Raw genomic sequence first — 12,099 nt, 5'->3', positions numbered from 1 at the left:
GCTCTGCCCAGGACTGCCCCCGATCTAAGCGTTCGACGCGAAGGGGTGCGACGCGGAGTTGCGCTGCTCGGTGACGACGGCAGCGGTGGGCTCGCCCTTGACGGCGCGCTCGATGGAGAGCTTCACGGCGTCGTAGTTGTACTTCTGGATCTTGGCGTCGTCGGCCGCTTCCCAGTGAATGAACACGCCGACCAGGATGAACAGGTCGTCGGCCTCATCGGCGGGAATCGTGCCCTCGGCCACGCAATCCTGAACGGCCTTGGCGACACCGTGCTGGGCAGGGCCGAACATCTGGACGGCCTGACGGGCGTCGTTGATGGTGACCTTGTTGAACATCAGGGTGTTGGGCTTGCAGGGCAGGTTCGGCGCGATGACCGCGAGCAGGCTGGTGAAGCCGTGCTTGTTGTTCACGAGGCCGTTGCAGAAAGCGGCCTCGGCCGGCGAACCGCGCGGTCCGATGATCAGATCGATGTGGGCGACTTCGTTGCCATCGCCGACGAGGGCTTCGCCGACCAGAACCTTGTTGATCTTCGCCATGTGGGGTTTCTCCCAAAGTCTTGAAAAGACGTGGCCGCTCCCGAGCTCAGGGGGCGGCCGGCAGCTATCCTTGTTCACGGCGTCCAGTCCATCGAGGGACCGGACCGGTTAGCCCGGATCGCGGCGCGGACCCTACTCTGGGGTCCGGCCGGGAACAACCCTGCGCAGCCCGGTCGGCTTGGCAATTTATTCATCGGTGGACGGAACCTTCCCGAGAGGCCGTGAAATCCCGGTCGATCGGCCGGATTCAGGCTTCGGCCCGGAGGAGGCGGTCGAGGAACAGCGTCGCCACCGTGAAGTCCGCGCTGGTGCCCGGGTTGAGTCGGGCCGCCTTCCAGGCGCGGTCCCGGTCGAGGAGGGCGTCCACGGGGGCCGCGGCGAGATCGAGGGCGAGCAGCGCCTCGGCCTCGGCCCGCAGGGCCTCCGCCCGGTCGGGGCCGTGCTTGCGCGCCACGTGGCTGTCGGGCACCCGGGCGAGATAGGCGAGATACAGGGCGGTGGTGCACCAGGGAGGGGCGAGACCCCGCGCCCGGGCCGCGGCCAGGGCCGGCAGGCCGATGGCGAACAGATCGGCGAAGCCCGTCACGTAGGCCCGCGCGATGGCGTCGCGCGGGGCGGCCTCCGCCATGGCGGCCCGAAGCGAGGCGGGGCCTTGTGGATCGGGACCCTGCGAATCGGTGACGTCGTAGCGCTCGGCCCGGCCGAGGCCGCCCGGATTGGCCCGGCGGATCGCCGCGAAGACGTCGCGGGCATCGGCGGCGTCGAAGTCGTCGAGCACGGTGGCGAGGGCGGCCCGCAGCGGAGGGGCGCTCTCCGCCGCCCGGGCGAGGGGCGCGCAGAGGAGCAGGATGCCGAGATTGGTGTTCTGGCCGACGCGGTCCATCGTCGCCTCGACGGCCCGGAGCACCCGCCGGCCGACCGGCGCGCCCGCCTCGGCCAGGGCCGGAGCCGAGACCTCGGCGCTCGTCACGAAATCCGCCACCGCCATGCGGTGGCCGTCGGCGAAGGCGTGGACGTTGCCGGGCTTCAGGGCGTCGAGCTCGTCGAGGCAGCTCGCGCGGTAGGCGGCGGCGACGGTCCCGGGTGCCATCATCCGAGGGCCGAGACGAGGCGGGGCGGACGGGCGGCCCGCACGGCGTTGAGGAAGCCGCGGGCGACGGCGAGGGCGATGTCGACCTCGGTGACCTGCTGCAGCCCGGACCAGGCCGGCATCGAGTTCACCTCCAGCACGAGGTAGCCCCCCTGCCCGTCCTCGACGAGGTCGATGCCGGAATAGTCGACGCCGACCGCCGCGGCGGCGCGCTCGGCGAGCTCGGCCGCGGCGGGCGGCATCGCCCAGGCCAGGGGCCGGCCCCCGCGATGGACGTTGGTGATCCAGCCGTCGCCCTCGCGGATCATGCCCGCGATGGCGCGGCCCTCGCAGACGAAGACCCGGTAGTCGCGCCACAGCCCGTCGGTGCGGGCGATGTAGCGCTGCAGGTAGTAGACCCGGGACACCGCCTCCTCGTCTGGCAGGTCCTCGGGGTGCTCGATCAGCTGGAGGCCCTCGCCCTGCGAGCCGAAGAGCGGCTTCAGCACCAGGGGACGGCCGGGGCGGGCCTCCCGGGCCACGACCGCGGCGGCGGCGTCCCGCTTCGAGAGCACGTAGGTCTCCGGGGTCGGCAGGCCGGCCCGGTCGATGAGCAGGCTCGTCATCGCCTTGTCGACCGAGCGCTCGATCGCGCTCGGGGAATTCCACACGGTCGTGCCGCTGGCCACCAGGGCGTGCAGCACGCCCAGGCGCATGGTGGTCGCCTCGAAGGTGCCCCCCGCGATGGTGCGCAGGAGGACGCCGTCCGGCAGGGTCTCGAAGCCGGGCACCCGCAGGGGCTCGGGGCCCCCCGTCACCACTGCGACGTCGGCCATGGAGAACAGCACCGGCGCGGCGCCGAGCTGTTCGAGGGCGGCCCTCAGGCGTGCCTTGTGCCAGTTGCCGTTATCGGCCGCGAGCCCGATCCGCATGCTTTCTCACCACCTCAACGTCGGTTCCCTCTCCCCCCTGCGGGAGAAGGTGGCCCGCGTCAGCGGGTCGGATGAGGGGAGCGCCATATCCGGATACGTCGCCCCCTCTCCCGCCTGCTCCGCAGGTACCCTCCCCCGCAGAGGGGGAGGGTTCTTGCACGTCCGCTCAGCGGAACGACGCCTCGACCAGCTCCGGCATCAGCTTGCCACCGCGAAAACTCTTGCCGGTGGTGACCGAGGTGACGATGACCTCGGCCGGGCTGAAGAGGGCGCCGTCGATCTTGTAGAAGTCGCCGTTCACCCGGGAGAAGATGTCGGCGAAGGGCGCGCCGTGGTCGGCGGAGTTCGACGAGGGGATCTGCTCGGCGAGCTGCCGGGCGTCGGCCTCATCGGCCTCGACGAAGAGCTGCACCCGGCCGCCGTAGATGATGGCGTCGTTGGTGCGGCCCATGGCCTGGATGAAGTCCGGGTGCGGCGGCGAGAGCGGCGCGGAACCGATGCCGTCCACGATCGTGTGCAGGTCGAAGCCGACCGTGTGGGCCTTGTGCAGGGCCACCTCGAGGACGCGGGCGACGACCTGGGTCGAGCCGGCCAGGCTCTGGGTCGGGGCGTAGATGAAGGTGAGCTGCTCGGGGCTGAGGCCGGTGGCCTCGGCCACCTTGGCGATGACGGAGGCCGGCGGGCCGCCGGCGGCTTCCAGCACCAGGGCGGTCCGCTGCGCGGTGTCCTTGTAGCCGAGCTCGCCGTAGAGGTCCTCCACCGCCGCGACGGCGCGGCCGGGGCCGGAGCCGAGGGCGAAGAAGCCCGAATCCCCGGTCTCGTCGGCCAGCGACCAGCCGGCATACTGGCTGCCGAGGCAGGCGATGACCGGATCGGCGGCGTGCACGATCACCGAGTAGGGCCAGGACGCGATCGGGCCGGACGGCGCGATCGAGACGGTGCCGAGGCCGCCGAGACAGATCTCGGCAATGCGGCGGCCGGCCTCGATGGAGCCGCGCACGGTGGCGCCGGCATCGATCATGCGGGCGCCGTTCTCGGTGGTCACGGACAGGCGCAGGGCCTCGGCATCGGCGACCAGCCGCTCCACCAGGGGAGCGGTCAGAGCGTTGACGCTCGGAAACGGGAATTTCGCGCCGCTCGGGCTCGTGGTCATGGGTGTCCCTCCGTCAGGGCGAGCTGGATCCGCAATTCGGCGGCCCGGCCTCGCAACATCGCTCTCGTGGCGGCCGAGTCCGGCCCTGTGGCGAACAGGGTGCACAGGGGCGCGTGGCGCGCCACCGTGGTGCCGGGTCTTGGGCGGTCGCGCACGAAATCCGGCCAGGTGATCGGCGGTATCGGCGCGTAGCCGCTGGCCGCGTAGCAGATTTCGGACGCCGCCGCATCCACCGGTGCGGGTTCGGGATCGCCGAGGCGGCCGAGGCTCGCGGCGATATGCAGGCCGAGCAGGGGTGTCGCGCGCCGGTCGAGCACGTCGAGGGTCGCACCCGGGCGGGGATTGATCTCGGTCAGCCACCAGGCCTCGCCGTCGACCAGGCAGTCGGCGCTGGCGAGGCCGGCGAGGCCGGTCGCCGCCGCGAGGCGGGTCACGCCCGCGACGATGTCCGCCTGCAGACGTGGCTCGAGGATCGGTGGTTCGTGGCGGCCCCGTTCCAGAGCGCCGGCATAGCGGAAGGGGTGCAGGGGCGACGGGGCGCACCATTGCTCGGTCACGCCCACGACTCGGACGGCGCCGCCGGCAGCCAGGACCGAGATTGCGACGGCGCGGCCCGGCACCCGGGCCTGAAAGTAGGCGCCGGGCGGCGCCGCACCGGCGGTCGCCCGGCGGATGTGGGTGCCGCCCGAGCCCCCGGCCCGCTTGAGGAGCCAGGCGGACCGATCCGGCACGGGGGCGCGGGTCACGGCCGGGTGCGGCACGCCGTGCGCCCGGCACAGGGCCGCGAAGGTGGCCGGGTCCTTCAGCGCACCGACGCAATCCGGGCCGGCGCCGAGGAGACGGTAGCGGCCCGCGATGGCCCGCATCAGCGCGGGCGCCGCCTCGAAGCCGCTGCCCAGCACGATGCCGAGGGGCTTTTCCGATCCGAGGGACGCGAGTTCGTCCAAGCGGGCGACGAGGGCATCACCCGCAAGCCCGGCCCCGAAGCGGCCCTCGGCCTGGCGGTACCCCTCGGCCAGCGCCTGCGTGTCGGCATCGCCGAACAGGTCGAGCACGAGGGGCCGCAGGCCCGCCCGCCGGGCCGCCTGAGCCAGGGCGCGGCCGGACTGGGCGGCGACGAGGAGGGTCTGTCCGGGGCCCAGCCCCGGGTGGGCCGCCCTCAGCCCGCCACCTCGACCGCCAGGGTGTAGGCATCGCGAAAATCGAGGCAGAGGGGCTCGTGGGATTCGAGCATGCGGCGGAACAGGCGGGATTCGGTCTGGTACTTGACGTTGCCGACCGCCAGCGCGCCGATGCCGACGCCCCGGCCCGTGGGCAGGGGCACGTCGATGGCGTTGACGTCGATGCCGGCGATGCCGGCGGGCGGCACGGCGTTGACGTCGGAGGCCACGAGCAGGTTCGGGGCGGATTCGAGATCCTCCGCCGTGAGGATCGGGATGCCGGCCGGGCCGGCCGAGAGGATCACGTCGGCCTTGCCGATCGCGGCGCGGCGCGCGGCGACGGTGGAGCCGTCCACGGCCTCGACCTCGACGCCGAAGCGCCAGCGCATGGTGTTGGCGATCTTGCTGACACGCTCCTCGCCGTCATGGCCGACGATCACCGCGTTGGCGCCGTGGAGGGCGCCGATCACGGCCGCGACATAGGCGACGACGCCGGCCCCGCCGAAGATCACGATGCGCTTGCCCTCGAGGCCGGTGTCGAACTTCGATTTCAGGGCGCGGGTCACCTCGGCCACCATCGCGGCGCCAGTGGTGAAGGAGCCGGCGGGGTCGGCGAAGATGTGGTTGGCGAAGGGCGGCACCAGGGCCTTCTTGGCCCGGTCGACCATGTCGAGGGCGTCCTCGGCGTTCTTGCCGCCAATGAAGATGCCGGTGCGGACGCCGTCCTGGGGGCTGCGCGAGAAGATCGAGTCCTGGACCAGGGTCGTCACGTCCGCGAGCGTGGCGTTGGTGTAGGTCGCGATCGTCTCGAAGCCCGCATCCACCGCCATGTTCACGTCGAACGGGCTCATGTGCTTCAGGGGCGTGATCATGTGCAGGATCGAGCGGGCCATCGTCGGACTCCCTTCGTGCTGTGACGCGGCCCGATCGTGCGCGGAGGCGTCGAATTGTCAAAGCCCGCCGGGTTCGGGTGGGCGGAAGCTCGGCTCTAGCGGGATTCGTCTTAAAGCGCGGTGACCGACGCGCCGGTGTTGCGTCCCCGGGCGATCAGGAACCTGAGGGGACCCGGCCGCTCCAGCATGCCCACGAGGGCGCGGGCCTCGGCATCCGAGGGCACCAGGGCGAAGCCGGTGGGGCCCCAGGAGCTCTGGCCGTAGCCGGCGAGTCCGAGGTCGGCGACGGCGGCGAGCGCCGCGGCCACGGCGGGGCTGGCGAAGCGCCCGCCCTGGTGGGGCGCGAAGTGGTCGCCGATGAGCTGCTGGATCCGGGTGATGCCGGCGCCGAACCCCTCCGGCTCGGCCGTGACCGCGGCCGGCAGCACCTGCATCAGCACGATGCGGCAGATCTCGGCCGCCTGCGCCTCCGGGAAACGCGGCAGATCGCGGAAGGCCGCGACCTCGCGGGTGCCGTGGACGCCGGTCATCTCGGTGTCGAGGATCAGCACCACGCGCCAGGCCTCCGGATAGGCCAGGCGGGCGATCACCGGCGGCGGGTTGCCGTCGGGGTCGCGGCCGCCATCGACGATGAGGCCCCCCTGGGTGAAGGCCGCGAGGCCGACCCCCGAGCGGTTCCCCCGGTCGAGGGCGTCGGCGAAATCCTCCGGCGCGAAGGGCCGCCCGGCCAGGCCCGCCAGCGCGGCCGCCACGCTGAGCGCCAGCTGCGTGCCGGAGCCGAAGCCCGCATGGGCGGGGATCGCCGATTCGATGGTTAGTGCGGCGTGACCGGCGATGCCGAGGTGGCCCGCGGCCGCCAGCGCGTAGGCGGCGGCCCGGCGTGCCTCCGGCCCGGTCACGTCGAGGCGCTCGGCCGGACGGGCGGTCAGGGTCACGGCGGGGGCGTCGAGGGCGAGGCCGATGCTGCCGAAGCGCCGGCCGAGGCCGCCATGCAGGTCGAGGAAACCGAAATGCAGGCGGGCCGGGGCGTGCACGCGAAGGCCGGCGCCGGGTCCGCCCGGCCCGCTCGGGATCCGCATCACGTCGATCCCCTCCATCGTGCCCCGTCCTCCCCGCTCCGAACGGCCTCGTGCCCCCGCGGGCCGCCGATCCCGCGCCGCCGGCTTCTCCCACGGAGCGCCGACCCGTCGCAAGCGCATCGGACAAATCTCCCGCCGCGGTGCCGGGCGTCTGATTCGCCCGACGCGGTTCAGGGGGGTTGCCTGGGGGGCGGCGGCGATGCAAACGTGCCGCCCCAACGACACGGACTGGCTCAGTCCCGCCGTGCGCGACGCCGAATACGGCGCGCGCCGGGCCCTCGATTTTCCAAGGTGCAACGCATGGCGGCCTGGGTGAAGGGTGGTGCGACGGACGCGGACGCGGCGGTGGAGGCCGCCGCCACGCTCCTCGCTTCAGCGCAGAATGTTGTCCTGGCGGGGCTCTGCGCCGAGTTGAGCGCGGTGCGCGCCGCCTACCATCTCGCCGATGCCCTCGGTGCCTCCGTCGATCCCGTGGCTGGCCCGAGCCTCTATGCCGAGCTCGGATCGCTCAGCCGCAGCGGGGCCATGACGACGACGCCCGCCGAGGCCGTCGGCCGGGCCGATGCGGTCCTCATCGTGGGCAACGCCCCCTGGGAACGCCCCATCGTCCAGGACATCGCCGGCACGCAGGCGATGCGCGGCCGCGCCGCCGGTTCCGAGCGGGTGATCCTGTCCCTGGGTGGCCCGCGCAACGGCGCCACCCGGCACGTGGCCTATCCGGCAGAGGCCGGCGGCCTCGCCGTCTCGGTCGCGCATCTGCGCGCCTTCCTGAAGGGCAACCTCGGCGGCGAGGCGGCCTATGCCGACCTGGCCCGCCGCCTTGCCGCCGCGCAGTACGGCGTCGTGCTGTACGACCCGGCCGAGATCGGCGAACTGGGCGTCGAGATGCTCCAGGGCATGATCAAGGACCTCAACGAGGTCACGCGCTTCTTCGGCCTGCCCCTCGCCGATCCGTTCCAGGGCCGGGCCCTCCTGCAGCTCGCCGCCTGGACCACCGGCCAGGCCCCCCGCGTCGGTTTCGGCCGGCACGTGCCCGAGCACGATCCCTGGCGCTTCGACAGCGCCCGCCAGATCGCCGCCGGCGAGGCGGACGCCGCCCTGTGGCTCGCCTCCCTGCCCGCCCCGCGCCCCGACTGGCTCGGCACCCTCCCCAGCGTCGCCATCGTGGGCGTCGGCAGCCCGGAGGCCGGCGGCGACGTCGCCGACGTGGTCTTCGCCGTGGGCGTTCCCGGCGAGAGCGCCGGCGGCAGCCTGTGGGACGAGCGCCGGGCGGCGATCACCTACGCGCCGGCCCCCGGCCCGACCGCCGAGCTGAGCGCGGCCGGCATCCTCACCGCCATCCACGATCGACTTCAACACCGCCTCATGCAGAAGAAGGCCGCCGCATGCTGATCCGGATTCACGGAGGCCGGGTCGTCGACCCGACGGCCGGCCGCGACGCGGTCGGCGAGGTCTGGATCGAGAACGGGCGCGTCGTGCCCGCCTCCGACCGCGCGCCCGATCGCACCGTCGACGCCACCGGCTGCGTGGTGATGGCGGGCGGCGTCGAGGTCCATTCGCACATCGCCGGCGGCAACGTGGTGATGAGCCGCCTGCTGCTGCCCGAACTCTACGCCAGCGAGGCCGCGCCCGAGGGCCATCCCTTCGCGCATGCGGGCGGCTCGGCCGCCTGGATCGGCGCGAACTACGCCCGGATGGGCTACACCCTGGCGGTCGAGCCGGCGATGCCGCCCGCCAACGCGCTCGCCACCCAGCTCGAGCTCGCCGACATCCCGCTGCTCGACCGCGGCGCCCTGACGGTGATGGGCAACGACGACCACCTGCTCCAGCTCCTGCGGGCGCGCGAGGGCAAGGCGGCGGTGCGCGACCTCGTCGCCCTCTCGGTGGCGACCTCGCGGGGCCTCGGCGTCAAGTGCATCAACGCGGGCGGCGCCTCGGCCTTCAAGGACGGGATGCTGAAGCTCAGCCTCGACGACGAGATCCCGGTCTACGGCCTCTCCACCCGCAAGATCATGGGCGCCCTCCTCGACGCGGTCGAGGAGATCGGCGTACCGCACCCCCTGCACGTCCACTGCAACAACCTCGGCATCCCGGGCGCCGACGAGTCCTTCGTGGACACCCTGGAGGCGGCGGAGGGGCGGCGCATCCACTTCGCCCATGCCCAGTTCTACGGCTACGGCGTCGCCGACCCCGAGAACCCCCTCACGGGCGGCTTCCGCTCGGCGGCCGAGCGCATCACCGAGGCCATGGAGGCGCACCCCAACGCCACCTACGACGTCGGCCAGGTCGCCTTCGGCCAGACCGTGACGATCTCCCTCGACATCCTGCGCCAGTTCGCCGGTCGCAAGGGCGCCAACCCGAAGAAGTGGATCGTCACCGCGGGCGACGCGGAGGGCGGCGGCGTGGTGCCGTTCCTCTACAAGCCGCGCGGCGCCGTGAGCTCCCTGCAATGGGCGATCGGCCTCGAGCTCATGCTCCTGTCCAAGGAGCCGGAGCGCACCATCCTGACCACCGACCATCCGAACGGCGGTCCCTTTACCGACTACCCGCGCATCATCCACTTCCTGATGGACAAGGAGGAGCGCGACCGTGAGATATCCTCCCTGCACAAGGTGATCGCCGAGCGCTCCGGCCTCTGCGCCATCGAGCGCGAGTACAGCTTCTCGGAGATCGCCCAGCTGACGCGCTCGGGTCCCGCCAAGCTCCTCGGGCTTGCCGATCGCGGCCACCTGCGCGAGGGCGCCCGGGCCGACGTCGCGATCTACCGCGACGACCCCGACCGCACGGCCATGTTCGCCCGCGCCAAGCTGGTGCTCAAGGACGGCGAGACCATCGTGGAGGACGGCGAGGTGGTGGCCTGGCGCTCGGGCCGCACCCTGGAACTCGCCGTCGAGTCCGACAAGGCGATGGTGGCCCGCTCCGAGACCTACCTGCAGGACCGCTTCGGCACCGGCCTGAAGAGCTTCGCGGTGCCGGACGAGGCCTTCCCGAAGCCGGACGTGTTCGCGGAGGTCGCATGTCGGTCGTGAGAAAGATGCGTCGCGTGGGGACGGGTGACTGAGATGACGGACCTCACCCTCAACGGCATTCCGGTGATCGACACCTTCGCGGAGGCGTTCGACGTCGCCGGAACGGCGATCATCATCACCAACGACACGGCCAAGTGGGCGATGATCGCCGCCACCGTGATGACGGGCTTCGCCACCTCGGTGATCGGCTGCGGCGCCGAGGCCGGGATCGACTGCGAGCTCTCCCCCGAGGAGACCCCGGACGGGCGCCCCGGCGTGCGCGTGCTGCTGTTCGGCTTCGAGCCGAACGGCCTCAAGGACCAGCTCCTCAAGCGGGTCGGCCAGTGCATCCTCACCTGCCCGGGCACCGCCTGCTACGCCGGCGTGGACGGCCCCACGAAGATCAAGCTCGGCGGCGCGATCCGCTACTTCGGCGACGGCTTCGCGGTGGCCAAGCGCCTGACCGACCCGGTCACCGGAAAGGCCCGGCGCTACTGGCGCATCCCCGTCATGGACGGCGAGTTCCTGTGCGAGGACTTCGTCCGCGCGGTGGACGGCGCGGTCGGCGGCGGCAACCTGCTGTTCCTCGGGCGCAAGCACGCCGACACCCTGAAGGTCGCCGAGATCGCCGTGGAGGCCGCCCGCGCGGTCTCCGGCGCGATCCTGCCCTTCCCGGGCGGCATCGTCCGCTCCGGCTCGAAGGTGGGCGCGCGCACCAAGGGCATGATGGCCTCGACCAACGACGCCTATTGCCCGACCCTCAAGGGCCGGGCCGGCACCGAGCTCTCGGCCGAGGTCGGCGTCGTGCTGGAAATCGTCATCGACGCGCTCACCTCCGACGCGGTGGCCGAATCAATGCGCGCGGCCCTGCATGCGGCGACCGAAGCGGGGGCGGCGCACGGGCTGGTGGCCGTCACGGCCGGCAATTACGGCGGCAATCTCGGCCGCCACCATTATCATCTGAAGAACCTGCTCTCGAAGGAGCCGGGCAGCGAGGCTGGAGCGGCATGAGTACCCTCACCCTGCGCCAGGAGCCGCCGGAGCGGCTCGATTTCCGGCACGTCACCCCGCTCGCGCTCAGCGGCCTGACCGAGGCCGAGGCGGGCAAGCTCCCCGTCGGCACGGGCCGGCGCGGCCTGACGCTCGGCGATTGCTTCACGCTGTCCCTCGACGGTTCCGACGACCTCGTCATCGAGGGGGGCTCGTCGCGCCTCGACCGGGTCGGCGCATCGCTCAGCGGCGGCCGCATCCGGGTCACCGGCGATGTCGGGCAGCGCCTCGGCGAAGGCATGGCCGGCGGCTCGGTGACGGTCACGGGTTCGGCCGGTCCCTTCGCGGGCTCGGGCGCCACCGGCGGCACGATCACGATCGAGGGCGATGCCGGCGACCATGCCGGCGGCGCGGTCTACGCCGCCAAGGCCGGCCTCGACGGCGCCACCCTGGTGATCCGCGGCAGCGCCGGCGACTATCTCGGCGACCGCATGCGGCGTGGCCTGATCCTGGTCGGCCGGGCGGGCGCCCATGCGGGCGCGCGGATGATCGCCGGCACCATCGCGGCGACGAGCCTGGGCGACCATCCGGGCTACGGCATGCGCCGGGGCACCCTCCTGGCCGGCGCCGTCGGGGCCCTGTCCCCGAGCTTCGTCGAGACCGGCACGCACGATCTCGTGTTCCTGCGCCTCCTGGCCCGCTCGCTGCGCCCCCTCAGCCCGGCCCACGCGGATCTCGCCGCCGGGGCCCTGACGCGCTACTCCGGCGACCTCGCCACCCTCGGCAAGGGCGAGCTCTGGGTGGCGGCCTGAGGCCGTCTCCGGCTCTTTCGGGCGCGCCCACGGCGAACCGGAGGGCCGGGCCCACCGTCTCGGCCCCGGAGGGGCGGCCCTCGATGCCGGGCCGATGACCCTCCGGACTTGCACAATCCTCCCGATCGGACAATTTTCTGCGTCCGCGGGCGGTACCATAGTGCCGGTGTCCCGCTTGTCCCCAGCGCGAATCCGGCCTCCTCATGCTCATCCTGCTCTCGATCTGCCTCCTGTCGCAGCCCTCGCAGTGCCGCGAGGACAGGATCGACCTCTCGTTCGAGGCGCGCAGCCCGAACATCTGCCTGCGCAACTCCCAGAGCGCCATCGCCAAGTGGCAGGCGGAGCACCCGGAATGGCAGGTGACGCGGTGGCGCTGCGCCGGCCGGGGCAGCCAGCCGCGCGACCTGTAAGCGGGGCGCCCGCGATCAGGGGCGCGCGCCCCGCGCCCGCCGCGCGGCAACGCTTG

At 72.7% G+C, this 12,099-nt stretch carries 12 protein-coding genes; 5 read left to right on the top strand and 7 right to left on the bottom strand.

Going from position 1 to position 12,099, the window contains the following annotated elements:
- Positions 1 to 24: 24 nt before the first annotated feature.
- The 7 genes from fae to ASG63_RS19395 form a co-directional block, all read right to left on the bottom strand.
- A complete protein-coding gene (fae, locus tag ASG63_RS19425) occupies positions 25 to 537 on the bottom strand; it encodes a formaldehyde-activating enzyme (protein ID WP_056220318.1) in 513 nt (170 codons plus the stop codon).
- A gap of 247 nt (positions 538 to 784) precedes the next feature.
- Positions 785 to 1,630: a triphosphoribosyl-dephospho-CoA synthase gene (locus ASG63_RS19420; RefSeq protein ID WP_056220316.1), complete on the bottom strand. Its 846-nt coding sequence runs from the start codon at positions 1,628 to 1,630 to the stop codon at positions 785 to 787.
- Positions 1,627 to 2,538 (bottom strand): ATP-grasp domain-containing protein, encoded by a 912-nt coding sequence (locus ASG63_RS19415; RefSeq protein WP_056220313.1) that lies wholly within the window; start codon positions 2,536 to 2,538, stop codon positions 1,627 to 1,629. Before ASG63_RS19415 ends, ASG63_RS19420 begins: the two co-directional genes overlap by 4 nt.
- Before the next feature lie 166 nt (positions 2,539 to 2,704).
- On the bottom strand, positions 2,705 to 3,691 hold the full coding sequence (mch, locus tag ASG63_RS19410) for a methenyltetrahydromethanopterin cyclohydrolase (protein WP_056220310.1): 987 nt from the start codon (positions 3,689 to 3,691) through the stop codon (positions 2,705 to 2,707).
- Complete coding sequence (locus ASG63_RS19405; protein WP_082559406.1) at positions 3,688 to 4,746, bottom strand: ATP-grasp domain-containing protein; 1,059 nt, start codon at positions 4,744 to 4,746, stop codon at positions 3,688 to 3,690. Before ASG63_RS19405 ends, mch begins: the two co-directional genes overlap by 4 nt.
- Positions 4,747 to 4,850: 104 nt before the next feature.
- Positions 4,851 to 5,744, bottom strand: coding sequence for an NAD(P)-dependent methylenetetrahydromethanopterin dehydrogenase (locus ASG63_RS19400; RefSeq protein ID WP_056220304.1), 894 nt, complete (start codon positions 5,742 to 5,744; stop codon positions 4,851 to 4,853).
- Between the two features lie 110 nt (positions 5,745 to 5,854).
- Complete coding sequence (locus ASG63_RS19395; protein WP_082559405.1) at positions 5,855 to 6,841, bottom strand: beta-ribofuranosylaminobenzene 5'-phosphate synthase family protein; 987 nt, start codon at positions 6,839 to 6,841, stop codon at positions 5,855 to 5,857.
- A 282-nt stretch (positions 6,842 to 7,123) separates the two neighbouring features.
- Between ASG63_RS19395 and ASG63_RS19390 the strand changes: the two genes are divergently transcribed.
- The 5 genes from ASG63_RS19390 to ASG63_RS19370 all read left to right on the top strand — a co-directional run bounded on the left by ASG63_RS19390 (position 7,124) and on the right by ASG63_RS19370 (position 12,043).
- Positions 7,124 to 8,215, top strand: coding sequence for a hypothetical protein (locus ASG63_RS19390; RefSeq protein ID WP_056220301.1), 1,092 nt, complete (start codon positions 7,124 to 7,126; stop codon positions 8,213 to 8,215).
- Positions 8,209 to 9,852, top strand: coding sequence for a formylmethanofuran dehydrogenase subunit A (locus ASG63_RS19385; RefSeq protein ID WP_056220298.1), 1,644 nt, complete (start codon positions 8,209 to 8,211; stop codon positions 9,850 to 9,852). Before ASG63_RS19390 ends, ASG63_RS19385 begins: the two co-directional genes overlap by 7 nt.
- A gap of 33 nt (positions 9,853 to 9,885) precedes the next feature.
- Positions 9,886 to 10,842, top strand: coding sequence for a formylmethanofuran--tetrahydromethanopterin N-formyltransferase (gene fhcD / locus ASG63_RS19380; RefSeq protein ID WP_056220295.1), 957 nt, complete (start codon positions 9,886 to 9,888; stop codon positions 10,840 to 10,842).
- Complete coding sequence (locus tag ASG63_RS19375) at positions 10,839 to 11,633, top strand: formylmethanofuran dehydrogenase subunit C (protein ID WP_056220292.1); 795 nt, start codon at positions 10,839 to 10,841, stop codon at positions 11,631 to 11,633. Before fhcD ends, ASG63_RS19375 begins: the two co-directional genes overlap by 4 nt.
- A 203-nt stretch (positions 11,634 to 11,836) precedes the next feature.
- A complete protein-coding gene (locus ASG63_RS19370; protein ID WP_056220287.1) occupies positions 11,837 to 12,043 on the top strand; it encodes a hypothetical protein in 207 nt (68 codons plus the stop codon).
- Positions 12,044 to 12,099 lie beyond the last annotated feature (56 nt).

The organism is Methylobacterium sp. Leaf94 (assembly GCF_001426045.1).
In the GTDB taxonomy this organism is placed as follows: domain Bacteria; phylum Pseudomonadota; class Alphaproteobacteria; order Rhizobiales; family Beijerinckiaceae; genus Methylobacterium.
This window is presented reverse-complemented; position numbering and strand designations above follow the sequence as displayed.